The organism is uncultured Sphingomonas sp., assembly GCF_913776855.1.
GTDB lineage: Bacteria > Pseudomonadota > Alphaproteobacteria > Sphingomonadales > Sphingomonadaceae > Sphingomonas.
In genome coordinates this window covers 1-24,079 of the sequence record NZ_CAJYQD010000009.1, presented here as the reverse complement: position 1 = coordinate 24,079, position 24,079 = coordinate 1, and the positions used below count along the sequence as shown (strand labels likewise).

Sequence of the window (24,079 nt, the reverse complement as noted above, 5' to 3'; positions counted from 1 at the left end):
CCGCCGGCCCCGCCGCCACCGCCTACAAGGCATCGCCCAACGCCCGCTACTGCTTCAAGACCGAAGCTACCGGCAGCCGCATCCTGACCAAGGTCTGCAAGACGCGCGGCGAATGGGAAGCACGCGGCGTCGATCTGGACCGCGCACTCGCCGGCCGCTGATCGACATCGATCCGCACCCGCGCCACACCCCCGCCGCCCCTGCTGCACCCGCAGCGGGGGCGGTGTCGCGTTACCAGCCCATCGTGCCGGGCGGACCCTTGAACGGACCGGCAAGCTCGGGCGTGATCCACCCGCCATAGAAACCGCCCGGTTGCGGCATGACGGGGATACCGTCGACGGTGCAGACCTCGAACGGCCCGGCATAGAAGGCGATATGGCCGGCGATGCTGCGAAACGCGGGGGTCGGGTCGGCATAGCTCCAGCCGACACGGGGCAGGACGACGCCGTCGACGACGACATCCCAATAGCGCGCCTGTCCCTTCCATTCGCACAGCGATCGGCCCGGTGCGGGGCGCAGAAAGTCCATCGCGATGTCGTCGGGTGGCAGGTAGTAGCTGGGCGGATGGCTGGTTTCCAGCGTGCGGACCGCACGGATGGTGTCGGCGATGGCGATCCCGCGATGCTCGATCCGGATATGCCGATCGCACGGCTCGGCAATCGCCGGGCGGGGAAAATCCCATACGCTGACCTGTCCCGGACCAACGGGATCGCGGCGCGGCGTCATCGCACCCACCGTTGCAGTGTCGGGCGAACGCGCAGGAACCGCAGATACAGTGCCTCCAGCCCGCGCAAGACGTTCCGGTTGCGGGCGAACAGACCGAGGGGGCGCAGCAGGGGGATCGCACGCCACATCGCCGCGAACGCTGCCGCGCCGGACAGCATCCGCCCATCCTCCCGCGCGTGAAAGCGTTCGAGCAGCAGCCGGCGCTCGATCGGGCACGCGGTTTCCGGCGCGCCGACATCGACGAAATCGATCCGTCGCCCCCGGTCGAGCCGCCGCATCACCGCGATTTCCCGCGTGCAAAGCGGGCAACCGCCATCGAACCAGACGGTAAGCCGATCAGCCATGCTGAGTCCGGTGAACGACGACGCGTGTCATCAGCATTTGATCCATCCGATTGGAAACGTCGCTTGGGCAACGTCCGGACCCACGCCGCGCCTGTCCTGTTGCCAACGGACGCGTGGTTCGAACCAGGCAAGCAGGGGTACAGAACGACAGCGCGCCTGAGAAAGTTGCCGGTCAGCCGGCGCTCCTCCGATGAATGTGGCGGGTTCGGACGTTTTCCGTACCGATCACGTCCTGTTCTGAAACGGAAATCGGTTTGCATCGTTATGCCATGTGCTGGGGCGTATTCCGTGCAGCATTCGGGGCCAACGGGAAATTCCATTATGGGCGAAACGTCCGACTATGAACTATCGCGCCGGGGCGTGCTGGCCGCCGGGGCGGCGGGCGCGGCACTGGCAGCGCATCCGCTGGCGGCAGCGGCACAGGGGGCGACGCCGGCGGCGGCCCCGCCGACGATGCCGGTGCGACTGACGGTCAACGGGCGGCCGAGCGAATTGACGCTCGATACGCGGACAACCTTGCTCGATGCGCTGCGCGAACACCTGAACCTGACCGGTACCAAGAAGGGCTGCGACCACGGCCAGTGCGGCGCCTGCACGGTGATGGTCGAGGGGAAGCGGATCAACAGCTGCCTGACGCTGGCGGTCATGCATGACGGCGACCGGATCACCACCATCGAAGGGCTGGGCACGCCCGACAGGCTGCACCCGATGCAGGCCGCGTTCGTCAAGCATGACGGCTATCAATGCGGCTATTGCACGCCGGGGCAAATCTGTTCGGCGGTGGCGGTGCTGGACGAGATCAGGCGCGGGGTGCCGAGCCATGTGCAGGCCGACCTGACGAAAAAGCCCCAGGCCACCAACATGGAACTGCGCGAGCGGATGAGCGGCAATATCTGTCGCTGCGGGGCCTATTCCAACATCGCCGATGCCATGGCGGAGGTCGCGGGCGCATGAGAGCCTTTACCTATGAGCGCGCGAAAGACCCGGCCGAAGCGGCGCGGATCGTCGCCACCCGGCCAGAGGCCAAGTTCATCGCCGGCGGTACCAATCTGCTCGACCTGATGAAGCTTGAAATCGAGACGCCGGCGCATCTGGTCGACGTGCAGGACCTGAAGCTCGACCGGATCGAAAAGACGGCGGATGGCGGCCTGCGCATCGGTGCGCTGGTCAGCAATACCGATCTGGCTGCCGATGAGCGCGTGCGGCGTGATTATGGCGTGCTGACCCGTGCAATCGTCGCGGGGGCTTCGGGACAGCTGCGCAACAAGGCGACGACGGCGGGCAATCTGCTGCAACGGACGCGCTGTCCCTATTTCTACGACACCAACATGGCGTGCAACAAGCGCAAGGCAGGGTCCGGCTGTGCCGCGATCGGCGGCTATTCGCGTCAGCTGGGCGTGATCGGCGTATCGACCGACTGTATCGCGACCTTTCCCGGCGACATGGCGGTGGCGATGCGGGTGCTGGACGCGGTCGTCGAAACGATCGACGGCAGCGGCGTCACGCGGCGGATTCCGATCGCCGAGTTCCACCGGCTATGGGGTAACCGGCCCGATCTGGACACGGTTCTGCAACCGGGCGAGTTGATTACCGCCGTCACCCTGCCGCGCCCGATCGGCGGCAGGCATTTCTATGAAAAGGTGCGCGATCGGGCATCCTATGCCTATGCACTGGTGTCGGTTGCCGCCGTCATCCAGCGCGACGGCACGGGCCGTGTCGCGTTCGGTGGCGTGGCACCCCGACCCTGGCGGGTCGAGGCGGCCGATGCGCTGTTGTCGCAAGGCGCCGCCGCTGTGACGGCACGCGCCTTTCAGGGTGCGACGCCGACGAAGGACAATGCTTTCAAACTGCCGCTCGCGACCCGCGCGCTGGCCTCTGTCATCGCGCAGGCGAAGGGCTGATCCCATGAAGTTCGAAACCCCCGCCGGCACCAATCCGATCGACCGGCAACAGGTGGTCGGCCGCGCGCGCACCCGCATCGACGGCCCCAAAAAGGTCGCTGGCCTCGCCCCCTACGCCTTCGAACATGCCCGCGACGTGCCTAACGCCGCCTATGGCGTGATCGTCGGCGCGGGTGTGGGCAAGGGCACGATCCGGTCAATCGACCTCAGCGCCGCGCGCGCCGCGCCGGGCGTGCTGGCGGTCGTCACCGCCGACACCGCGGGGCCGCTGGGCAAGGGGCGGATGAACACCGTCAAGCTGCTCGCGGGTCCGTCGGTCGATCATTATCACCAGGCGGTGGCGGTGGTCGTCGCCGAAACGTTCGAACAGGCGCGCGCCGCCGCCAATCTCGTCCGTGTCGATTATGCACGGGCAAAGGGTCGGTTCGATCTCGAGGAAGGGCTGAAATCGGCCAAGCCGGCGCCCGGCGACGATGGCAAGGCCGAGGCGCGGGTCGGCGATTTCGAGGGCGGCTATGCCAGCGCCTCGGTCAAGCTGGACGCCGAATATACCACGCCCGACCATAGCCATGCGATGATGGAGCCGTTCGCCTCCACCGCGCGATGGGAAGGCGACCGGCTGACGATCTGGACCTCGAACCAGATGGTCGACTGGGGGCGCGGCGACCTGGCCAAGACGCTGGGCATCCCCAAGGACAAGATCACGCTGCAATCGCCCTATGTCGGTGGCGGATTCGGCGGAAAATTGTTCCTGCGGGCCGATGCGGTGCTGGCGGCGCTGGGCGCGAAGGCGGCGAAGCGGCCGGTGAAGCTTGCCATGGCGCGGCCGATGATGATCAACAACGCGACCCACCGTCCGGCCACGCGCCAGCGGGTGCGGATCGGCTGTACCCCCGACGGGACGATCACCGCGATCGGCCATGAAAGCGGTTCGGGCGACCAGCCGGACGGCGGCCCCGAAGCGGCGGTCAACCAGACCAAGCTGCTCTATGCCGGCGCAAACCGGCTGGCGGCGATGCGACTGGCGGTCCTCGACCTGCCCGAAGGCAACGCGATGCGTGCGCCGGGCGAGGCACCGGGGATGATGGCGCTGGAAGTCGCAATGGACGAGATGGCGGAAAAGCTGGGAATGGACCCGGTGCAGTTCCGCATCAAGAACGACACGCAGGTCGATCCGGCCAACCCGAAAAAGCCGTTCTCGCAGCGCCAGCTGGCACGGTGCCTGACCGAAGGTGCCGAACGCTTCGGATGGGCAAGGCGCAACGCCAAGCCGGGGCAGGTCCGCGACGGCAAATGGCTGCGCGGGGTCGGCATGGCGTCGGCGTTCCGCAACCACGTCAACATGAAGTCGGGTGCGCGGGTGCGGCTGGAGGGCGGCCGGGTCGTCGTGGAAACCGACATGACCGACATCGGCACCGGCAGCTACACGATCCTCGCGCAGACGGCGGCGGAGATGATGGGCGTGCCGGTCGAGGCGGTCGATGTGCGGCTGGGTCATTCCGCCTATCCCGTCTCCGCCGGGTCGGGCGGGCAATGGGGCGCACCCAACAGCACGGCGGGCGTCTATGCCGCCTGTGTCGCGCTGCGCGGTCAGGTTGCGCAGAAGCTGGGCATGGGCGATGACGCGGTGTTCGAGGGCGGCAAGGTGACCGGCGGCGGACGCTCGGTCCCGCTTGGCGAAGCCGGGACCCTCACTGCCGAGGACAGCATCGAATTCGGCGCGCTCGACAAGCAATATGCCTTTGCCACGTTCGGCGCGCATTTCGTCGAGGTCGCGGTCGATGCCTATACCGGCGTGACGCGGGTGCAGCGGATGCTGGCGGTGTGCGCCGCCGGGCGAATCATCAACCCGGTATCGGCGCGCAGCCAGGTGATCGGCGCGATGACGATGGGCGTCGGGTCGGCGCTGATGGAGGAACTGGCGGTCGATCCGCGTTTCGGCCTGTTCGTCAACCACGACCTCGCCAGCTACGAAGTGCCGGTCCATGCCGACATCCCGCACCAGGAGGTCGTGTTCCTGGCGGAAGCTGATGAGAAGGCCAACCCGATGAAGGCGAAGGGGGTCGGCGAACTGGGGCTGTGCGGTGTCGGCGCGGCGGTGGCGAATGCGGTCTATAACGCGACCGGCATCCGCGTGCGCGAATATCCGATCACGCTGGACAAATATCTCGACAAGCTGCCCGCGATCGCCTGATTTCTCAGGCATGGGCACGGCCTGAACGGCGGCCGGTCGCGCGGAAAGGGGGCCTTCCTTTCCGCGTGCGCTGCACCGGAACTGCGCATCGCCTGCGCCGAACTTCGTTGCGCTGCGGATCAGGGGTCGATGGCATCGGCCTAACGCGGTTGCTCCTGTTGTCGGGGGGAGCCGCACGATGCGTTTCAGTTTCCTGGTCAAGATCGCCGCGATGGTCGCGCTGGTCCAGTTGTTCCACTGGTTGTTCCCCGATGGATTCGAAGGTGCGCGGGTCGGCGCGCTGGCCGCCGCGTGGCTGGTGCTGCTGGTCGTGGTGCGGCGTGATGTGCGGCACCGCCGGGCCGCATGGGGTGCCGTGGCGGTGGCGGGGCTGTTTGCCGCAGTCCTGTTCGACGATCCGGGGGTGCTGGCATGGGTGCTGTTCTGGACCGCGTTGTCGGTCGCGGCGCTGTTGCCACGGGTGCGCGGGTTCGACGATGCGTGGCGCTGGACCGCGCGGCTGCTGGTGCAGGGGCTGAGTACGCCGTTCGCGTTGCTGTCCGACCTGAAGCAGGTGGGGGCGGTGCGTGGCCGGGGCGTGTCGCCGGCGCGGGTCGCGGCGACATTGGCGCTGCCGGTGATCGGCGGAATCGTGTTCCTGGCGCTGTTCGCCCGCGCCAATCCGGTGATCGAACAGGCGCTCTACACCGTAGCCTTACCCGGTCCATGGCAGCTGGCGCTATGGGCGTTCGTCGCGGCGGTGGCGTGGTCCGCCTTTCGTCCGCGCGGCATCGCGCTGCGCCTTGCCGCACGGCTGCCCGACCCCGAACCGCGGATACCGGGGACGTCGCTGCCATCGGTGCTGCTGGCGCTCGGTCTGTTCAACGCGATCTTTGCCCTCCAGAACGCGCTCGACATCGCGTTCCTGTGGAGCGGAGGGGGACTGCCCGACGGGGTGAGCGCGGCGGACTATGCCCATCGTGGCGCCTATCCGCTGATCGTCACCGCGCTGGTCGCCGGTGTGCTGGCGCTGGCGATGCTGCGACCGGGCAGTGCGAGTGCGGGCAATCGCTGGGCGCGGCGGCTGGTGACCTTGTGGGTCGCACAGAACCTGGTGCTGGTGGCGTCCAGCGCGCTGCGCACCACCCGTTATATTGACGAATCGATGCTGACTGCGTGGCGGATCGCGGCGTTGCTGTGGATGGCGCTGGTGGCGCTGGGGCTGGTCCTGATCGGCTGGCGGATCCTGGCGGGCAAGAGCGTGACGTGGCTGGTCAATGCCAATGCGCTGGCGGCGGGCGTGGTGCTGAGCGTGTGCAGCGTGGTCGATCTGGGCGCGGCGGCGGCCGCGTACAATGTGCGGGCGCAGCAGTCCGAGGCGGTCGACCTTTGCTATCTTCAACAGGTCGGGGACGGCGCATTGCTGCCGGTGATCGCACTGGAACAGCGGCCGATGAACGCAAATACGCGGTTGCGGGTGCGCCAGCTCCGCCAGACCTTGTTCGCCGATCTGGCATGGCGGCAGGCGCAGTGGGGCAGCTGGACCCCACGCGGTGGACGCCGCCTGTCTGCCGCCCGTGCGCAACTGGGGGGCGTGGTCACGATGCCGACCCTTCCCCGGTTGCGCAGCTGCTACGTACTGGATGCCGAACAGGTGCAATCTTGACGTGCGCCCCGCTCGCGCTGATCCCGTGTCCCATGCCGCGCACCATCCTGATCGCCGATGACGACCCGCACATCCGCCAGCTGTTGGCGTTCGCGCTCAACAAGGCCGGGCTGGCATCGATCGAGGCCGGCGATGGCGAGGCGGCGCTGGCCATCGCCACCGAACAGGCACCCGACCTGATCGTGCTGGACATCAACATGCCGCGCATGGACGGGATCGAGCTGTGCCGCCGCTTGCGGGCGACCAGCGACGTGCCGATCCTGTTCCTGTCGAGTCGCGACGACGAGATCGACCGGGTGCTGGGGATCGAGCTGGGTGCCGACGATTATGTCGTGAAGCCGTTTTCCCCGCGCGAGGTGGTGGCGCGGGTGATGGCGATCCTGCGGCGGGTCGGGACACGGCCGCCGGCGGTGGAGAGCGCCGCCGCGCCGCTCACCCACGGCCAGCTGCGGCTCGATCCCGACGGGTGGCAGGCGAGCTGGGCGGGGGCCCCGGTCGCGCTGACCGTGACCGAATTCGGCATATTGCGCACGCTGGCGGCGATGCCGTCGAAGGTGTTCAGCCGCGACGCGATCATCGACCGGCTGCACGGGCCGGGCTTTGCGATCACCGACCGCACGATCGACAGCCATATCCGCAACCTGCGGGCAAAGTTCGCGAGCGTGGGTGGTGGCGACGTGGTAGAGACGCGCGCCGGGGTCGGCTATCGGCTGGGCAGCTGCGGCGCATGATCGGCCGTGCGAAGGCGGTGGTCCGGCGGCACTGGCCCCGGCTGCGGCTGCGCACGATCCTGCTGACGACCTTTGTATTCGTGGCGGCGTTGCCCGGCATCGGCGCGCTGTTCCTGCGGGTGTATGAAAACAGCCTGCTGCGCTAGACCGAGACCGAGCTGGTGGCACAGGGCGCCGCGCTGGCGGCGGTGGCGGCGCGCGACTGGCCCGGCGGACAGGGGGCGGGGATCGTACGGTCGGGCTATGGTTCCAGCCTCGACCTGCGGCTGTCGCGCATCCTGCCCGAACGACCCGCCGCCGTGGCGATGCCGGGCGCCGATCCCCGCACGCTCGGCTGGGCGGGGCAGGTCGCGCCGGTGCTGGCGATGACGGCGGCGGCGACGCTGGCGTCGATCCAGCTTTTGGACCCCGATGGGCGTATCGTCGCGCGGGGACCGGCGGGCATGGGCTATCCGAGCCTGCCGGAGGTGCAGGCGGCGCGGCGGGGGCGGGCGGTGACGACGTTGCGCCGCAACGCCGCCTATCGCCCCGATTACCCGTTCGAATGGCTCAGCCGGGCATCGAACCTGCGCATCCATCATGCGCGGCCGGTGATCGTCGACGGACGGGTGGTCGGCGTGCTGCTGCTGGCGCGATCGCCACGCAGCCTGTTCGTCGGGCTGCACGAGGATCGCGGCAAGATCGCGTTCGGGATCGTCGCGATTTTTGCCACGCTGGTGGGCCTGAGTGGGCTGTTGTCACGCGGGATCGTGCGCCCGGTCGAGGCGCTGCGCGATGCGACGCGCGCGGTGGCTGGCGGCGGGGGGAGCGTTCCGGCACCGCCCACGACCGCCGCAGTCGAGATCCAGGCGCTGTACCGCGATTTCGGCGCGATGGCGGAGGCGATCGCGCTGCGTTCGCGCTATCTGCGCGACTTCGCCCATGCGGTCAGCCATGAATTCAAGACGCCGCTGGCGGGCATTCGCGGAGCGGTCGAACTGTTACAGGACCATGGCGACATGGGCGAAGGCGACCGGGCGCGGTTCCTGTCGAATATCGCCGCCGATGCCGACCGGCTGAACCTGCTGGTCAGCCGGCTGCTGGAACTGGCGCGGGCCGACATGGCGACGCGGGAGGCGGGGGCGACGACCGACCTGACCGACGTGCTGCGCTGCGCGGCGGATGCCAGCGTGCTGGCGGTCGCGCTGCCGATGGAAGCGCTGCCCGCCGTCGCGGTGCCGCGCGGGGTGGTGGAAACCGCGCTGTCGACGCTGATCGACAACAGCCGGCAGGCGGGCGCCGGGCGGATCGACGTGACGGCGGCGGTGGAGGGGGGAGCGGTCGTGCTGACCCTGGCCGATGACGGCCCCGGCATCGCGGTGGGCGACCGGGCGCGCGTGTTCGAACCGTTCTTCACCACGCGGCGTGCCGATGGCGGGACGGGCCTGGGCCTGTCGATCCTGCGATCGCTGGTCGAGGCGCATCGTGGCGGCATCGCGCTGGTCGTGGCGGGGCGGGGGGCGGCGTTTCGGCTGACGCTGCCGATCGCCGGGTAGCGGACCGGAATGGCCCGCGCGCTGCGCATCGGGGAGGGTGCCCCCGATGCGCAGCGTTCGTGCAGGCAGGATCAGAAGTTGAACTTGGCGCCCGCGCTGAAGCTGCGGCCGACCAGCCCGGCATAGTGCCAGCTGCTGAGATAATTCGGATTGCTGGTATAGGCGCCCGACGCCAGCGGGGCGCGGGCGTTGGTCACGTTCTGGACGTTGACGAAGAAGCGGAACTGGTCGTTCACCTCCACCGCGGCGTTCAGGTCGGCATAGATGAACGGCCGGATATAGCATTGCGCGGTCAGCGCCTTGCTGCACGACAGGTCGATCACCCCGTTGACCGGCGTGATATTGTCTGCCGCAACCTGCTTGATCCGGCCGACATAATAGGTCGTCGCGGTCACGGCGAGGTTGCCGACTTCGATCGAGTTCTGCCAGTTGCCGCGGGTACGCGGCGTGCCGCCACCCGACGACAGCTGGTACGGCCCAAGCGTACCGGCATATTTCTGCACCACGCCGTCCGGGGTCACCAGGTCGAGATTGATGACCTGCGTAACGTCGAGCCGGCTGATGAGGCGCAGCTGGTCCGTCACGGGGACGTTCAGGTTCGCTTGCATGTCGACGCCCGAGCTGACCTGATAGTTCGCGTTGACATAGGGCACGTCGAACACGAGCAGGCGGGGCAGGGCGTTGGGGTTGTCGGGATCGGGCGCGTCGATGACGTTGCAGCGATAGCCTTCGCCGACCGCCGCCAGCGCGGCGCAGCCGGCAGCGGACGTCGCCTGCCCGTAGTAAGCCGCGATCGCATCGGCGCGACGCGGGCCGGTGACGATCAGGTTCGACTTCTTGATGTTGTAATAGTCGACCGTCAGGTTGAACCAGCGCACCGGCTTGAAGATCGCGCCGGCCGAGAAGCTGCGCGAGACTTCGGGCAGGATGTCGGCGTTGCCGGTCGCACCGCTGCCGATGTTATAGGTGTTGGTATAGGCGGCGTTGCCCGGATGCGCGGCGACGAAGCTGGCCGGCGGGGTGAACGACGAGAAGCCCGAATAGCTGCTGGCCGGATTGTTTTCGGCAAAGGTCGGTGCGCGGAACCCCTTCGAATAGGTGGCACGCAGCGAGAACTGGTCGATGGGCATGAACTTCATGCCGACCTTGGGCGAGAAGCGGCTATAGCCCTGCGAATAATTGTCGTAGCGGCCAGAGACGTTCAGGTCGAATTCGCGCACGAACGGGGCGTCGATCTCGAAGAAGCCTGCGGTCACCGTCTGCGCGCCGCGCGCCGACGACGTGTTCAGCCCATAATAGCTGAGGTCGCGGTTCTGGTTACGGTTCATCAGCGTTTCGCGACGGACCTGGAACCCGGCACCGACGTTCAGGTCGCCCCCGCCCAGCGGCAGCAGCGCCTTCAGCAGCGAACCGCCGATCGTCGCGACCGTCGAATAGGATGGCGTGGTGCGATCGGGCGAGATCTGTGCGCGCGCCGCCGCGCTGTTCTGTTCCGGATTGACGAAATTGTAGGCACCGGTGTTGATCGCGTTCAGCAGTCCCTGGATATTCAGGAAGCCGCGCTGCGTGACGGCGAAATTGTCGCGGGCATAGACGCCGTTCAGCCGGAACTTGAACCCGCTGCCCAGATCGCCCGAAATGCCCGCCGTGGTGCGGAACACGTCGACATAGCGGTGGCTGTTCGCCGGAATGTCGCCGAACGAATAATAGATGCGCGCCGCACCCTGGCCCGGATTGGCGGCAAAGGCACTGGCATAAGGGTTGTTCGGGTTCAGCCGCCGATCCGCCGCCGTCGCGCAGTTGGTGCCGGCCGCACAGATATAGACCGGCAGCACGATGCCGGGGCTGCTGGACGCCAGTGCCGCCGAACCGCCGAAGGGCTGGGTCTGGCGGATGCCGGTCGGAGCGCCCTTGATGTCGACTTCGGAATGCGAATAGCTGCCGCTGGCAAACATCTCGAGGTTGTCGCTGAGCCGGATGCTCAGGCGGCCGGTCGTCGAATAGCGCTGCTGCTGCGGCTGAATGATCGAATATTCGCCGGGGATGTTGTGGGCACATGCCGTCCCCCGTGCCGCCGTCGTGTTCACCGTATAGGTGCCGAACGGGCACGAACCGGGGTTGAGCAGCTGATACTGGTTGGTCAGCGGCGAACCGATCTTGCCCGACAGCGGGTTGTTCAGGTCGCTCTGGCTGACGCGGACGACGACCGCCTGCGGGTTCTGCGCGGTCAGCGATTCATCGTTGAGGTTGCGATCGCTCAGGCCGCTCGGCCGCAGGTCCAGGGTGTTGAACGGATAGCCGCGCGAATTGTTGGTGATGTAGGCGTCATAGGTATATTCGCCGTTCAGGTAGAAATTGAACCCCTGTTCGCGATAGTCGCCATAGCCGGCGGTCAGCGTCGCGCGGTAGCGCGAGCCATCGGCCTTTTCGGTGGTGCCGCCCTGCACCGATCCTTCGACGCCCTGAAAATTCTTTTTGCTGATCAGGTTCACGACGCCGCCGATCGCGTCCGCGCCATAGGTCGACGAGGCGCCGTCCTTCAGCACTTCGATCCGGTCGACGATGCTGAACGGGATCGAGTTCAGGTCGACATAGGCGTTATGGCCGTCGTCGTTCAGCGGGAAGTTGGCCGAACGCAGCCCGTCGATCAGTACGACGGTCGACGATACGCCCAGACCGCGCAGCGATACCGCGGCACCGCCGGCGGAAAAACCGTTGCGGAAGCCGGTCGAGATCGACCCGGCGCTATCGGCCGAAACCGACCGGATCGCATCCTGCGCAGTGGTGATGTTCGCACGTTCGAGCGTTTCGGAGCTGAGGACGGTCACCGGCGAGATCGAGCTGGCGTTCGAATCGCGGAACAGCGTGCCGGTGACGATGATCGTCGCGGGCTGACCGGCATCGGCGGTGGCCGCCGGTGCTGCCGGAACCTGTGCGACGGGCGCCGCCGCCGCATCCTCGACCACCGGTTCGGCCGTGGCTGCTACCGGTGCCGATACCGCATCCTGGGCCAGTGCCGGAAACGCGGTCGCAGCCAGCAACGCCGCCGTCGAGATGCCGAGGCGCAGCGCGCCACGAGCCGAATGAATCACAACCACCAGGAATTTTCCCCCAACATTTACACGGCGACTTGTAGCGCCCGTCCCCCATGCGCCGTGCAGGACGGCGCGGGGCTGCGTTATGGCGGGGGGCGTTACCGGGGCGTTAAGGAGCCGGTTGGGTGCGTATGGAAATTTATCCGCTGCAGCGGCGCGGTCGCTATGACAGGCGAAAATGGCCTGCCGCCGCCGCACGCGCGTCCTGTGCGACGATTCGGGCGGGCAGGTCGGGGTGCGGCGGCACCATGCCGGTCAGGAACAGGGTGGCGCGGGCCTCTGCCGACACGGGGTCGGCCAGCACCTGCGCCAGCACCGTGCCGAGCAGGGTCGCGACGGCGGGCGGGGCAGCGGTGACGAAGGCGGGGGTGGCCGCCGGATCGGTCGTATCGAGGATGCGCAGCCGGCCGGTCGCGACGGGATCGTGCCGGGCGAGCGCGGCAAAGGTCACTTCGTCGATCGCGGCGACATCGGCTCGGCCGTCGCCGACTGCCACGACGCTGTCTGCATGGGCGCCGGTGGTGATGACGCTGCGGAAAAAAGGTACGCCGCCCGCCAGCGGGGCGATCCGGTCGCGCAGCAACGCCATGCCGGTGTTCGATCCCGCATCGTTGATCGCCGCCACCCGCCCGCGCAGCGCTGACAGGTCGCGCGCCGGATCGTCCCGCCGCACCACGATCAGGCTGCGATGCTCACCCGCCCGATCGGTGCCGGCATAGACCGGATGGCCAAGCAGCCGCAGTCCGGGATGCTCGCGCGCCCAGGGGCGGGTGCAGATCATGCCGAGCAACAGGTCTGGATGCGACCACACCGCGCCGGTCGCGACCCCGCGCGTCAGGCGATCGGGCACGTCGGGCAGGCCATGGTCGCGCAACCGGTCGCGAATGGCTGCCCAGAACCGGTCATTGGCGCCGTGTTGTGCAGGGTGGTCGTACATGCTGAGCCATGCGATCCTACCCATGGCCATCTCCCTCCAGCGCCGGATGACGAACGGTATCGTGCGGGGTGAGCGCGAAGCGGCGCAGGACGTCGCGATAACCGCGATAGCGCGGTTCGGGGCGATCGGTCCGCGCCCGTTCGACGGCGGGCAGGCGATACCATGGCGCGGCGGGGGCGGCATGGTGCGCGGCATGGAGGTTGTTGTTGAGGAACAGCAGCGCCAGCGGCCCGCGCGACGCCACCGTTGCCGCGCGCGACGGGCCGGGGGCATCGGCGCGATGCTCGGCAAAGCCGCGCAGCAGCGATGCGGCCTGTCCCGGCAGCACGAAGCACAGCAGATAGGTCCCGATCGGCAGCGCGACGAACGACAGCCATGCCAGCACCAGCGCGACCCCGATCAGGTGCGGTCCCCATTCGCGCGCGACTCCGCCGGGATTGGAACGGACCCGCCGCGCTTCGTCCAGCAGGAACAGCGCGATCGCCGCGATCGGGCCGATCAGCAACTGGCCGGCCAAGGTCGCGCGCACCCGCGCCACCGCCGCGCCGATCCCGCCACCGGTCACATAGCGCGATTCGGGATCATGGGCCGGATGGGTCGGGTGCGGCGATCCGTGATGCGCGACATGCGTCCGGCGATAGGCGCCATAGGGTAGCCATAGCGATAGCGGCACCCCGCCGATCATGTCGTTGACCTGCCGCCAGCACGTGGGATGGCCGTGGATCGTCTCATGCTGCAGCGACCCGTGCCACGCGACGAACCATCCACCCAGGAGCGCCAGCACCGGCCAGGCGAGCGCACCATGCAGGGCGGTCAGCGCCAGCCACCCGCCATGAATCACCACCGCCAGCAGGACGGTCGGCCACTCGATCGATCGGACCCGTTTTGCCATATTCCCATCGTAACAGTATGAATATGGCGATGGCAAGGTCCGCGGCTTCCAGCTACCTGCCCGGTCGAGGCAGCGGTGGAGGGGCGCACCGACCCTTCGCCGCCCGGCGCCGGATTCTCCTGGCGGCTGCCCCCGCCATTCCCTCTTGTCGACGTATCGATAAACGGCAATGATGGCGGCGATACCGGGGGGAATTTCGGATGCAACATGCCCTGCGCCTTGACGGCGTGGTGAAACGGTTCGGCGCGATGACGGCGGTCGACCATTTGAGCTTTGCGGTCGCGCCGGGCGAAGTGTTCGGCTTCCTTGGCGGCAATGGCGCGGGGAAGACCACGTCGCTGCGCATGGTGCTGGACATCATCCGCCCCGATGCGGGGCAGATCGAGGTGCTGGGCAAGCCGCCGGGGCGTGAATCGAGCGGGCTGCTCGGCTTCCTGCCCGAGGAACGCGGGCTGTACCGGTCGATGACCGCGCTGGAGACGGTGGTCTATTTCGGGCGGCTGAAGGGCATGACCGCCGGTGACGCCCGCGCCAGAGGCCGGGACCTGCTCGACCGGTTCGGCCTTGGCGCGAACCTGAAGACCGGGGTAGACAAGCTGTCGAAGGGCATGGCGCAGAAGGTGCAGCTGGCCACCGCCGTCATCAACGCGCCGCGCCTGCTGATCCTCGACGAACCCTTTTCCGGGCTGGACCCGGTCAATCAGGGACTGTTGGAGGAGGAAATCCTGAGCGCTGCACGTGGCGGGGCGGCGGTCGTGTTCTCGACCCATGTCATGCAGCACGCCGAACGGCTGTGCGACCGGCTGCTGCTGCTGGCCAAGGGCGCGAAGCGGTTCGAGGGCACGCAGGACGAAGCGCGCGCGACGCTGCCGGCGCGGCTGGACGTGGTGGCGCGCCAGTCGCCCGCCGGTCTGGCGGGCGTCGAATCCGCCACGGCCAAGGGTGACCTGGGCGAGGGGTGGACCGCTTGGGACGTAGCGCTGGCGCCGGGGCGCGATCCCGCCGACCTGTTGCAGCATTGCACGACGGCGGGCGTGCCGCTGCGGCGGTTCGAGCAGCATCGGCCCGGCCTCCACGACGTCTTTCTCCATATCGTCGGATCGGCGGAGTCACGCGCATGATGAACCATATCCTGCTGGTCGCCGCGCGCGAGTTTCGTCAGATCGCCGCGACGCGCAGCTTCTGGGTCACGCTGCTGATCCTGCCGCTGGCGTTCGCGATCGGACCGGTCGCGTCACGCTTCCTCGACGATTCGGACACGCAGCGGATCATGCTGATCGACCGCAGTGGCGGTACGACGGCGCAGGCGATCGCGGCGCGGATCGACCTGGACGAACAGCGCCGGGTGCTGACCCAGTTCTCCCGCTACGTCGAAAGCAACAGGCTCGAAGCCGTCGATCCCGAGGCCCCCTGGGCGCGGCACGACCGTTGGTACAGCGACGCCGATGTCGCGGCATTCGTCGCGGCGGGCGGGGCCGACGGCGCGCTGGCAAAGGTCAGGGCGAAGGGCGGGGAGGTGCCGGACTTCGACGCGCCCGATCCGGCCTATACCATCGTGCCCGTGCCCGCACCGGTCGCCGCCGCCCCGCCCGAAGCGATCGGGCAGGCGCTCGAAGGACTGCTGCGTCCGGGGGAAGGGAGCAAGGCCAAGCCGCTCGACTATGCCGTCTATATCCCCGCCGATTTCGGTCGTTCTCCCGACGTCAGGCTGTGGGCCAACGGTGCCCCGTCGAGCGGGTTCGTGACGATGGTGCAGGGGTTGCTCGCGCAGGAGCTGAAGGTCCGCTATCTGCAGGCGAACGGTGTCGCCGCGCCGGTCGCTGCCGCCTCGACACAGATTGCGCCGGCGATCGCGGTGGTCGTGCCGCCGCGCGGCAGCGGGCGTGAACGGGTGCTGATCCGATCGATCCTGCCGCTCGCCTGCGCATATATCCTGCTGATGTCGCTGATCCTGTCGGGCAGTTGGATGTTGCAGGGGTCGGTCGAGGAACGCAGCAACAAGCTGATCGAGACGGTGCTGGCGTGCGTCAGCCCCAACGAACTGATGTACGGCAAGCTGATCGGCACGGTCGGCATCGGGCTGTCGATGGTCGCGACCTGGGCGGCGTGCGGGATCGTCGCCGCCTTTGCCACGCAGGGCGCCATCGCCGAGATGATCCGCCCCGCGCTGGAGCCGGTGTCGTCGTTCGGGGCGATCGCGACGATCCTGTACTTCTTTGTCGCAGGCTACATCGTCGTGGCGATGATCTTCCTCGTGATCGGCGCGGTGTCGGATTCGATGCGCGATGCGCAAGGGTATCTGACCCCCGTGCTGATGGTCATCATGATCCCGGTCACCGTGCTGGTGCAGGCGGTGCTGCGCGGCGCCACCGGCCCGGCGGTCGAGCTGCTGACCTGGATCCCGATCTGGACACCGTTCGCGGTGCTGGCGCGGCTCGGCACGGGGATGCCGCTGTGGCAGGTCTGGGCGGCCGGTGCGCTGACCGCCGCGTTCATCGTGGTGGAGGTGATCCTGCTCGGCCGCATCTTCCGCGCGAGCCTGTTGGCCGGGGGCGGGCGGCCCAAATTGGCCGGTCTGATCGGGCTGATGCGCCGGCCGGGGTAGGGGGCAAAGCGTCCGCGCCGCCCATTGCCGCCGCCGATGACCTGCGCCACACTTCCCGACAATCGCATCCGTTCGGAGTTCGCCGTTGATGAAGCGCCTGATCCTGCCCGCCCTGCTAGTGTCGACCGCCGCGCTCGCCGCGCCTGCGCCAAAGGCGCCGACGTTCGACGTGCAGCGGATTTCGCGCGACATCCAGACCCTGTCGAGCGATGCGTTCGAGGGGCGTGGACCGGCCACGCCGGCGGAGGCGAAGAGCATTGCCTATATCGCCGAGCAGATGAAGGCCGCCGGCCTGCAACCCGCCGGGGACAAGGGCAGCTGGTATCAGGACGTGCCGCTGCTGAAGTCGGACATCGTCGGCACGCCGCAGCTGTCGATCACCGCCGCGGGTACGAAACAGGCCCTGACGCAGGGCGACCAGATCGCGGTGCGCGCAGCGATGACCGGGCAGCAATCGGTCGCGATCGCGGATGCGCCGCTGGTCTTCGTCGGGTATGGCGTAAAGGCGCCCGAGCGGAACTGGGACGACTTCAAGGGGGTCGATCTCAAGGGAAAGATCATGGTCGTCCTGATCAACGATCCCGATTTCGAAGGGGGCGAGGGTGATTTCGGCGGCAAGGCGATGACCTATTACGGCCGCTGGACCTATAAGTACGAGGAAGCCGCGCGGCAGGGCGCGGCGGGTATCCTGATCGTCCATGAAAGCGCGCCGGCCTCCTATGGCTGGGCCACGGTCAAGAATTCGAACACCAACACCATGTTCGACATCGTGCGCAAGGACCCCGCCGCGTCGCACGTGCCGATGGAGGGGTGGATCCAGCGCGACCTGGCGGTCGAGCTGTTCAAGCGGTCGGGGCTGGACTTCGATGCGGCCAAGGCGGCGGCGCGCAAGGCCGATTTTCGGGCCATCCCGCTCAAGGCGACACTGGATGCGCGTTATACCGTCAAGCCGGAGGTCATCACCTCGCACAATGTCGCGGGCGTATTGCCGGGCAGCAGGCATCCGAACGAGACCGTGATCTATTCGGCGCATTGGGATCACCTGGGCATCGGACAGCCCGATGCGAAGGGCGACCGCATCTATAACGGCGCGCTCGACAATGCGTCGGGCGTCGCCGCGCTGCTCGAACTGGCGCGGGCTTACGGCAAGGGGCCGAAACCCGACCGCTCGGTCCTGTTCCTGGCGGTGACGGCCGAGGAAAAGGGGCTGCTCGGCTCCGAATATTATGCCGCCAACCCGCTCCGGCCGCTGGCGACCACCGCCGGGGTCATCAACATGGATGGTCCGTTCGGGGCCGAAAAGACCCGCGATTTCAGCATGTACGGTATCGCCAAGCTCGACCTGCTGACGATGCTGACCGAAACGGCGGCGACGGAGGGGCGGCGCTACACGCCCGATTCGCGGCCCGAGGCGGGGCTGTTCTATCGCTCCGACCATTTCTCGCTCGCCAAGCGGGGGGTGCCGGCGCTGTCCTACAGCCCCGGCCGCGACCTGCTCGTCGGTGGCGCGGCGCGGGGCAAGGCACTGGAAGACGCCTATACCCGCGACAGATATCATCAGCCCGCTGATGAATTTGATCCAAACTGGAATACCGGCAGCGTGCAGAGCGACATGACGATCCTCTACACGCTCGGCCGTCGCCTGGCGGACGGGCGGGTCTGGCCGAACTGGTCGAGCGACAGCGAATTTCGCGCGACGCGCGACAAGACGGCGACGGCGCGGGGGAAATAGGGGAAGCGCGACGTCGCCTCGCCGACCGTGCCTCCGCGCAGGCGGGGGTATGGCGGTTGGCTGTCGCGGACTGCCCCTATCGCACCGGTGCTTTCCATGGCACCGGTGCGGTGGCCGGCTTCCAGCACCCTTCCAGGCTCTTCGCAAAGGCATCGGCCCATAACCCGGCCGTGCCGGGCTTAAGCCAGCCTTCGTAGCTTGCACGGAGCAGATAATCGCCCATCTCGAACCGGATGGTATCGGCGTGCAGCACGATTTCCGACAGCCGCCGGTCGAAATCGATCCCCGTGGCAAACCGCAATTCGCCGATCGTCGCCAACTGGGCCATCGCCTTCGGGCATCGCCGCACGTCCGCCTCGACCCATTCCAGACCTACGCCATCCAGTTGCCGGCGCAGCGCCTCGTCGCTGTCGGGGCGACCCTGTTCCAACGTTCGGATCAGGCGATAGCCGCGCTCGCGCGGGCGGCGCGGCGTGCCGGGAAACGGCGCGCGGAGCATCCGGGCGATCAGCCGCTGGCCGCAATCGAGATCGCCATCGACCGTCCCCGGATCGGTCCGGCAGCCATGCCGCACGGCAATCGCATAGACCGGCACGCTGCGATCGTCGCCGACATAGCGGATCGCGATTGCCGGTTGCGGCGTATCGGCAAAGAACCGTCCCGGATCGAACGCCAGCGCGCGCGTCCGTTCGGCAACATCGTAGCGGAGCGCTTCCTGCGCGAAGGCGGGGGCGGTGAGGGCGAGGGCAGCAAGCGGGGCGAGGCGGAGCATGGCCCATCCTGTCACGGCACGGGACAAGGCGACAGGGTATATTGCATCACGGAACCTCACCCCCGTCCGCCGGTTCGACACGCCAGTATGCCGACATGCGCGCGGCGCTGGTCCCGCAACGCTTTCCCGCTATAGGCTGCCCCGATGAACGAACTGTGGAACCATATCGTCGCCGATTTCGCCAATATCGGCAGCCCGTCGGCGCTGGCCGCCTTTGGCCAGGTCGTGCTGATTGACATCATGCTGGCCGCCGACAATGCCATCGTCGTCGGTGCATTGGCCGCCGGCCTGCCCGCCGACATGCGGCGCAAGGTGATCCTGATCGGCGTCGGCGCGGCGCTGGTGCTGCGGGTCGCCTTCGCGCTGGTGGTGACGCAGCTGTTGCAGGTGACCGGCCTCGTCTTTGCCGGCGGCTTGCTGCTGGTGTGGGTCGCGTGGAAGATGTGGCGCGAGCTGAAGGAAGGCGGCGATGCCGGCGACGAAGCGGTCGAGCTGAAGGCCCGCGCACCGCGCACCTTTGCCAGCGCCGCCTGGGCGGTCGCGGTCGCCGATGTCAGCATGAGCCTCGACAATGTGCTGGCCGTTGCCGGTGCCGCGCGCGAGCATCCCGGCATCCTCGCCATCGGGCTGATCCTGTCGGTCGCGCTGATGGGCGTCGCCGCCAACGTGCTGGCCCGCGTGATCGAACGCTATCGCTGGGTCGCCTATATCGGGCTGGCGGTGATCGTCTATGTCGCCTGCAAGATGATCTACGAAGGGCTGGTTGATCCGTCGCGCGGCGTACTGGCGCTGTTCGGCTGATCGGTAACCCCCTCCCTTTCCGGGGAGGGGAGGCGAGGCGTTACCCGAGCGTCCTTAGCAGCGATTCCCACCACGCGACGCCCGGATCGAACGTCGCCACCGGCACGCGTTCGTTCAGCCCGTGGGCGAAGCTGTCGCCAGGCTTCATGAACACGCCGCCCACCCCGAAACTGGGGATGCCATGGGCGCGGAAGTGCATCGAATCGGTTGCGCCCGCTTCCTGCGCCGGCACGACCAGCAGGCCGGGCGCGCGTTTCTCCACCGCCGCCTTGACCGCCGCGACCACCTTGGGATCGAGCGGGGAGGCACCGGCCTCGATCGTGCCGTTGTCGTTGAAGCTGACCGAAATCTTGGGATCGGCGGTCAGTTCGACCAGCTTTGCCTCGATCGCGGCGCGCGGGGTGCCGGGAAAGATGCGGCAGTTGATGTTGGCGACCGCGCGCTGCGGCAGGGCGTTGGGCGCATGGCCGCCGTTGAACATCGTCGGGACACAGGTCGTCCGGACCTGCCCGATATAACGCTTGTCTGCCGACAGCGCGTCGGCGGCGGCGGTGTCGTTCGGATTGGCGGCAAACGCCTTCATCGCCGCGCCCAGCGGTCCCGGCGTCATCGTCGCGGTGCCGGCCAGCGATGCCCTGGTGATTTCGTTCTGCTGTGGCGGAAAGCGATAGGCGGCGATGCGCCCGACCGCCGCCGCCAGATGGACGATGGCATTGTCCGGCCCCGGACGGCTGCTGTGCCCGCCGGGATCGGTGATGGTCAGGTGCCAGTCGCCATAGACCTTTTCCGCCGCCTGCAACGCGTACACCACCGGCTTGCCATCGTCGCCCAGCTGCCCGCCGCCGGCATCGGCGTTCAGCACCAGCGCCGCATCCTTGAACGCCGCCGCCGCCGCGCGCGTCGTCTTCATGGTGGTTTCCTCGTCACCGGTCAGCACCAGCACGACGTCGCGCTGCGGCACCCATTTCGCGCGGCGGAGCTTCATCAGGGTGGCGACCGCCATCGACAACCCGGCCTTGTTATCCAGGCTGCCGCGTCCGAAGACATAGCCGTTCTCGACCACCGGCGTGAACGGATCGCGGGTCCAGTCCTTTGGATCGGCGGCCACCACGTCCATATGCGCCAGCACGATCGTCGGCTTCGCTTTGCGGTCGCGGCCGGGATAGCGCGCGGTGAGATAGCCGGTTTCGCCGATGGGCACGAACTGCACATCGGCAGGTGCGAAGCCGGCGGACAGCAGCTTCGCCTTCAGATACGCGGCATAGGCCGGCACCTGCCCGTTGCCGGCGACGGTCTGGAACTTGACCCCGTCGACCAGCAGCGTCAGCGCTTCCTTTCCTGCCGGCGTAGTGGCGGCGTCCTGTGCCTGTGCGGCACCCGCGCACGCCATGGTGGCCCCGATCGTCGCAAACAGCACGCGCATGGCAGTCTCCCAACCCCTTTTGACCAAAGGGTGCGCGGTTCGCCGCGATGGCGCAAGGGGCTGCGGCAGTCGCTTACCGACCGCCCTTGCAGCGATGCGCCAGCGCGGTCTGTTCCAGTTCTTCCAGCTCGGCGACGGTCTGCTCCAGCGCCTGGCGTTGCAGGTTCAGCGCGTCGATCCGGCTGCGGCAGCGCTCGGCCAGCGTGCGCATCTGTTCGTCCTGTCCGGGGTCGCTGCTGTAGAGGTCGAGGAATTCCTGTATTTCGCGCAACGAGAAGCCCAGGCGCTTGCCGCGCAGGATCAACCGCATCCGCACGATGTCGCGGTGGCTATAGGCGCGGTTGTTGCCGACCCGGACCGGGTGGATCAGCCCCTTGTCCTCGTACAGGCGGAGCGTGCGCGGGGTGATGCCGAGCGTATCGGCGACGGCGTGGATGCCGGTCAGTTCTTCGTTCATCGCTGCGTCCCCGCCGGCCATTGCGCCTCGTCCATATACCCTATAGGTAACATAGCTATCGTATAGGTCATATAGCCATGGCAAACATGGCCAGACACCGGGAAGGATCGCGTCGATGAAGGCCGTAATCGCAGGCTATGTTCGTTCTCCCTTTCACCTGGCGGGCAAGGGCGCGCTGGCGCGGGTGCGGCCGGAGGATCTGGCGGCGCAGGTCGTGCGCGGCCTGATCGAGCGGACCGGCGTCGATCCGGCGGAGATCGAGGATGTGGTGATGGGCTGCGCCTTCCCGGAAGGGGAGCAGGGCTTCAACGTCGCGCGGATGGTGGCGCTGCTGGGCGACCTGCCTCTGTCGGTCGGCGGCATGACGGTCAACCGCTTCTGCGGATCGTCGATGAGCGCGATTCACATCGCCGCTGGGCAGATCGAGGTGGGGGCAGGCGAGGCGTTCATCTGTGCCGGCCTCGAATCGATGAGCCGGGTGCCGATGGGCGGCTACAACCCGCTGCCCAACCCCGCCTTGGCCGCCAAGAGCGCCGGGGCCTATATGGGCATGGGTGACACCGCCGAGAATGTCGCGACGAAGTACCAGATCACCCGCGACGAACAGGACGCCTTCGCCGTCGCCAGCCAGCGCAAGGCCGCCGAAGCGCGCAGTTCGGGCAGGCTGACCGACGAGATCGTGCCGATCCAGACCAAGGGTGGTGTGGTGAGCGAGGACGGCACGATCCGGCCCGACACGACGGCCGAGGCGCTGTCCGGCCTGAAGCCCGCTTTCCGCCAGGACGGGTCGGTCACCGCCGGCACATCGTCGCCGCTGACCGATGGCGCCAGCGCGGTGCTGGTGACGTCCGAGGAATTCGCCACGAAGCACGGGCTGACCATCCTCGCCCGGATCAAGTCGATCGGCATTTCGGGCTGCGCGCCGGAGACGATGGGGCTGGGCCCGATCGGCGCGTCGAACAAGGCGCTGGCGCGTGCCGGCCTGACCATCGACGACATCGATGTGGTCGAGATCAACGAGGCGTTCGCGGCGCAGGCGATCGCCTGCATCCGCGACCTTGGCATCAAGGACGAGGCGATCAATCTCGACGGCGGGGCGATCGCGATCGGCCATCCGCTGGGCGCGACCGGCGCGCGGATCGTCGGCAAGGCAGCGGCGCTGCTGGCGCGCGAGGGCGGGCGCTATGCGCTGGCGACCCAGTGCATCGGCGGCGGGCAGGGCATCGCCACCGTGCTGGAGCGCGCATGATGGACGCGGCGATCCGCAAGGTCTGCGTCATCGGCGCAGGGGTGATGGGCGCTGGCATCGCCGCGCATGTCGCCAATGCAGGGGTGCCGGTGCTGCTGCTCGATATCGCCAAGGACGGCCCCGACCGTGATGCGGTGGCCAAGGGCGCGGTCGCGCGGATGCTCAAGACCGATCCCGCGCCGTTCATGTCGAAATCAGCGGCGAAGCTGGTCGAGACCGGCAATATCGACGACCATCTGGAGCGCATCGCCGAATGCGACTGGATCGTCGAGGCGGTGGTCGAGCGACTGGACATCAAGCAGGCGCTCTATGCCCGGATCGAGGCGCTCAAGCGCCCCGGCACGGCGGTGTCGTCCAACACCTCGACCATCCCGCTCGACCATCTGGTCGCGGGTCGGGGCGAGGGGTTCCGCGCCGACTTCCTCATCACCCATTTCTTCAACCCGCCGCGCTATATGCGGCTGATTGAGATCGTGCGCGGAGCCGATACCGATCCGGCGGTCGCGGGCCGGGTCGAGGATTTCGTCGACCGTAACCTCGGCAAGCGGATCGTGCGGGCGAAGGATACGCCGGGCTTCATCGCCAACCGCATCGGCACCTATTGGCTGGCGGTCGCGATCAATGCGGCGATGGACCAGGGCCTGACCGTCGAGGAGGCCGACCAGATCGGCGGCCGTCCGATGGGTGTGCCCAAGACCGGCATTTTCGGGCTGATCGACCTGGTCGGCATCGACCTGATGCCGTTGCTCGCCAAGTCGCTGTCCTCGACGCTGCCGGAGGGCGACGCCTATTTCGACACGATCCGCCCGCTGCCGCTGGTCGACAAGATGATCGCGGAAGGGTTTACGGGCCGCAAGGGCAAGGGCGGCTTCTACCGCCTCGACCGCAAGCCCGACGGCACCAAGGCCAAGCAGGCGATCGACCTGAAGACCGGCGAGTATCGCGCGGAGAAGAAGCCCGAGCGTCTGCCGGGCCGCGCCGAAAAGGACCTGGCCGCGCTGGTCGCGACGCCGGGCAAGGTCGGCGACTATGCCTGGGCG

General features: G+C 67.9%; 21 protein-coding genes. 13 read left to right on the top strand and 8 right to left on the bottom strand.

The features are described 5' to 3' along the window. Positions 1 to 231 precede the first annotated feature (231 nt). Together QZ755_RS02200 and QZ755_RS02195 are read right to left on the bottom strand one after the other, a co-directional pair. Positions 232 to 726 carry a DUF427 domain-containing protein gene (locus tag QZ755_RS02200; protein ID WP_294319298.1) on the bottom strand — a complete coding sequence of 165 codons (495 nt, stop codon included), beginning with the start codon at positions 724 to 726 and terminating at the stop codon, positions 232 to 234. Then, a complete protein-coding gene (locus QZ755_RS02195) occupies positions 723 to 1,070 on the bottom strand; it encodes a thiol-disulfide oxidoreductase DCC family protein (protein WP_294319296.1) in 348 nt (115 codons plus the stop codon). The genes QZ755_RS02200 and QZ755_RS02195 overlap by 4 nt, the downstream gene beginning before the upstream one ends. Before the next feature lie 321 nt (positions 1,071 to 1,391). On the opposite strand from QZ755_RS02195, the gene paoA reads away from it, so the two are divergent. From paoA to QZ755_RS02160, 7 genes are all read left to right on the top strand, one after another. Further along, positions 1,392 to 2,024, top strand: a complete 633-nt coding sequence (paoA, locus tag QZ755_RS02190; RefSeq protein ID WP_294319291.1) for an aldehyde dehydrogenase iron-sulfur subunit PaoA — start codon at positions 1,392 to 1,394, stop codon at positions 2,022 to 2,024. After that, entirely contained in the window at positions 2,021 to 2,971 is a 951-nt protein-coding gene (locus QZ755_RS02185) for a xanthine dehydrogenase family protein subunit M (RefSeq protein WP_294319288.1), read from the top strand. Before paoA ends, QZ755_RS02185 begins: the two co-directional genes overlap by 4 nt. A 4-nt stretch (positions 2,972 to 2,975) precedes the next feature. Then, the gene (gene paoC, locus QZ755_RS02180; RefSeq protein ID WP_294319285.1) at positions 2,976 to 5,165 is read left to right on the top strand and encodes an aldehyde oxidoreductase molybdenum-binding subunit PaoC; all 2,190 of its coding nucleotides are present in this window, start codon (positions 2,976 to 2,978) and stop codon (positions 5,163 to 5,165) included. Positions 5,166 to 5,343: 178 nt separating this feature from the next. Next, a complete protein-coding gene (locus tag QZ755_RS02175; RefSeq protein ID WP_294319283.1) occupies positions 5,344 to 6,810 on the top strand; it encodes a DUF4153 domain-containing protein in 1,467 nt (488 codons plus the stop codon). A gap of 32 nt (positions 6,811 to 6,842) precedes the next feature. Further along, positions 6,843 to 7,541, top strand: coding sequence for a response regulator transcription factor (locus QZ755_RS02170; protein WP_294319280.1), 699 nt, complete (start codon positions 6,843 to 6,845; stop codon positions 7,539 to 7,541). Continuing rightward, positions 7,538 to 7,687, top strand: a complete 150-nt coding sequence (locus QZ755_RS02165) for a hypothetical protein (protein WP_294319277.1) — start codon at positions 7,538 to 7,540, stop codon at positions 7,685 to 7,687. Before QZ755_RS02170 ends, QZ755_RS02165 begins: the two co-directional genes overlap by 4 nt. A gap of 15 nt (positions 7,688 to 7,702) precedes the next feature. Then, a complete protein-coding gene (locus QZ755_RS02160; protein WP_294319276.1) occupies positions 7,703 to 9,076 on the top strand; it encodes a HAMP domain-containing sensor histidine kinase in 1,374 nt (457 codons plus the stop codon). 71 nt (positions 9,077 to 9,147) lie between these two features. On the opposite strand, the gene QZ755_RS02155 is transcribed toward QZ755_RS02160, so the two are convergent. The 3 genes from QZ755_RS02155 to QZ755_RS02145 all read right to left on the bottom strand — a co-directional run bounded on the left by QZ755_RS02155 (position 9,148) and on the right by QZ755_RS02145 (position 14,000). Beyond that, positions 9,148 to 12,174 (bottom strand): TonB-dependent receptor, encoded by a 3,027-nt coding sequence (locus tag QZ755_RS02155; protein ID WP_294319272.1) that lies wholly within the window; start codon positions 12,172 to 12,174, stop codon positions 9,148 to 9,150. Between the two features lie 160 nt (positions 12,175 to 12,334). Continuing rightward, entirely contained in the window at positions 12,335 to 13,132 is a 798-nt protein-coding gene (locus QZ755_RS02150; RefSeq protein WP_294319269.1) for a PhnD/SsuA/transferrin family substrate-binding protein, read from the bottom strand. After that, positions 13,125 to 14,000, bottom strand: coding sequence for a fatty acid desaturase (locus QZ755_RS02145; RefSeq protein WP_294319268.1), 876 nt, complete (start codon positions 13,998 to 14,000; stop codon positions 13,125 to 13,127). Before QZ755_RS02145 ends, QZ755_RS02150 begins: the two co-directional genes overlap by 8 nt. A gap of 200 nt (positions 14,001 to 14,200) precedes the next feature. Here QZ755_RS02145 and QZ755_RS02140 point away from each other — a divergent pair, with 200 nt between their 5' ends. The 3 genes from QZ755_RS02140 (at position 14,201) to QZ755_RS02130 (ending at position 18,337) form a co-directional block, all read left to right on the top strand. Beyond that, entirely contained in the window at positions 14,201 to 15,121 is a 921-nt protein-coding gene (locus tag QZ755_RS02140) for an ATP-binding cassette domain-containing protein (RefSeq protein ID WP_294319265.1), read from the top strand. After that, the gene (locus tag QZ755_RS02135; protein ID WP_294319263.1) at positions 15,118 to 16,605 is read left to right on the top strand and encodes an ABC transporter permease; all 1,488 of its coding nucleotides are present in this window, start codon (positions 15,118 to 15,120) and stop codon (positions 16,603 to 16,605) included. Before QZ755_RS02140 ends, QZ755_RS02135 begins: the two co-directional genes overlap by 4 nt. Before the next feature lie 88 nt (positions 16,606 to 16,693). Then, entirely contained in the window at positions 16,694 to 18,337 is a 1,644-nt protein-coding gene (locus tag QZ755_RS02130; protein ID WP_294319261.1) for a M28 family metallopeptidase, read from the top strand. A 76-nt stretch (positions 18,338 to 18,413) separates the two neighbouring features. Here the strand turns inward: QZ755_RS02130 and QZ755_RS02125 are convergent, their stop codons facing one another. Beyond that, on the bottom strand, positions 18,414 to 19,109 hold the full coding sequence (locus tag QZ755_RS02125; RefSeq protein WP_294319258.1) for a hypothetical protein: 696 nt from the start codon (positions 19,107 to 19,109) through the stop codon (positions 18,414 to 18,416). 144 nt (positions 19,110 to 19,253) lie between these two features. On the opposite strand from QZ755_RS02125, the gene QZ755_RS02120 reads away from it, so the two are divergent. After that, positions 19,254 to 19,910 (top strand): YjbE family putative metal transport protein, encoded by a 657-nt coding sequence (locus QZ755_RS02120; protein WP_294319255.1) that lies wholly within the window; start codon positions 19,254 to 19,256, stop codon positions 19,908 to 19,910. 40 nt (positions 19,911 to 19,950) lie between these two features. Here QZ755_RS02120 and QZ755_RS02115 read toward each other — a convergent pair whose 3' ends face one another. Together QZ755_RS02115 and QZ755_RS02110 are read right to left on the bottom strand one after the other, a co-directional pair. Next, positions 19,951 to 21,333 carry a M20/M25/M40 family metallo-hydrolase gene (locus QZ755_RS02115; protein WP_294319252.1) on the bottom strand — a complete coding sequence of 461 codons (1,383 nt, stop codon included), beginning with the start codon at positions 21,331 to 21,333 and terminating at the stop codon, positions 19,951 to 19,953. Between the two features lie 73 nt (positions 21,334 to 21,406). After that, positions 21,407 to 21,811, bottom strand: coding sequence for a MerR family DNA-binding transcriptional regulator (locus tag QZ755_RS02110; protein ID WP_294319250.1), 405 nt, complete (start codon positions 21,809 to 21,811; stop codon positions 21,407 to 21,409). 94 nt (positions 21,812 to 21,905) lie between these two features. On the opposite strand from QZ755_RS02110, the gene QZ755_RS02105 reads away from it, so the two are divergent. Both QZ755_RS02105 and QZ755_RS02100 read left to right on the top strand, forming a co-directional pair. Beyond that, complete coding sequence (locus tag QZ755_RS02105) at positions 21,906 to 23,039, top strand: thiolase family protein (RefSeq protein ID WP_294319248.1); 1,134 nt, start codon at positions 21,906 to 21,908, stop codon at positions 23,037 to 23,039. After that, positions 23,039 to 24,079 (top strand): 3-hydroxyacyl-CoA dehydrogenase family protein (locus QZ755_RS02100; RefSeq protein ID WP_294319301.1); only part of this gene is annotated, 1,041 nt, incomplete at its 3' end. The genes QZ755_RS02105 and QZ755_RS02100, both read left to right, overlap by 1 nt.

Coding starts and splice junctions, on each gene's coding strand:
- QZ755_RS02140 (WP_294319265.1), top strand. CDS start 14,201: ATGCAACATGCCCTGCGCCTTGACGGCGTGGTGAAACGGTTCGGCGCG.
- QZ755_RS02105 (WP_294319248.1), top strand. CDS start 21,906: ATGAAGGCCGTAATCGCAGGCTATGTTCGTTCTCCCTTTCACCTGGCG.
- QZ755_RS02170 (WP_294319280.1), top strand. CDS start 6,843: ATGCCGCGCACCATCCTGATCGCCGATGACGACCCGCACATCCGCCAG.
- QZ755_RS02195 (WP_294319296.1), bottom strand. CDS start 1,070: ATGGCTGATCGGCTTACCGTCTGGTTCGATGGCGGTTGCCCGCTTTGC.
- QZ755_RS02110 (WP_294319250.1), bottom strand. CDS start 21,811: ATGGCCGGCGGGGACGCAGCGATGAACGAAGAACTGACCGGCATCCAC.
- QZ755_RS02185 (WP_294319288.1), top strand. CDS start 2,021: ATGAGAGCCTTTACCTATGAGCGCGCGAAAGACCCGGCCGAAGCGGCG.
- QZ755_RS02135 (WP_294319263.1), top strand. CDS start 15,118: ATGATGAACCATATCCTGCTGGTCGCCGCGCGCGAGTTTCGTCAGATC.
- QZ755_RS02120 (WP_294319255.1), top strand. CDS start 19,254: ATGAACGAACTGTGGAACCATATCGTCGCCGATTTCGCCAATATCGGC.
- QZ755_RS02175 (WP_294319283.1), top strand. CDS start 5,344: ATGCGTTTCAGTTTCCTGGTCAAGATCGCCGCGATGGTCGCGCTGGTC.
- QZ755_RS02145 (WP_294319268.1), bottom strand. CDS start 14,000: ATGGCAAAACGGGTCCGATCGATCGAGTGGCCGACCGTCCTGCTGGCG.
- paoA (WP_294319291.1), top strand. CDS start 1,392: ATGGGCGAAACGTCCGACTATGAACTATCGCGCCGGGGCGTGCTGGCC.
- QZ755_RS02200 (WP_294319298.1), bottom strand. CDS start 726: ATGACGCCGCGCCGCGATCCCGTTGGTCCGGGACAGGTCAGCGTATGG.
- paoC (WP_294319285.1), top strand. CDS start 2,976: ATGAAGTTCGAAACCCCCGCCGGCACCAATCCGATCGACCGGCAACAG.
- QZ755_RS02165 (WP_294319277.1), top strand. CDS start 7,538: ATGATCGGCCGTGCGAAGGCGGTGGTCCGGCGGCACTGGCCCCGGCTG.
- QZ755_RS02125 (WP_294319258.1), bottom strand. CDS start 19,109: ATGCTCCGCCTCGCCCCGCTTGCTGCCCTCGCCCTCACCGCCCCCGCC.
- QZ755_RS02130 (WP_294319261.1), top strand. CDS start 16,694: ATGAAGCGCCTGATCCTGCCCGCCCTGCTAGTGTCGACCGCCGCGCTC.
- QZ755_RS02115 (WP_294319252.1), bottom strand. CDS start 21,333: ATGCGCGTGCTGTTTGCGACGATCGGGGCCACCATGGCGTGCGCGGGT.
- QZ755_RS02150 (WP_294319269.1), bottom strand. CDS start 13,132: ATGGGTAGGATCGCATGGCTCAGCATGTACGACCACCCTGCACAACAC.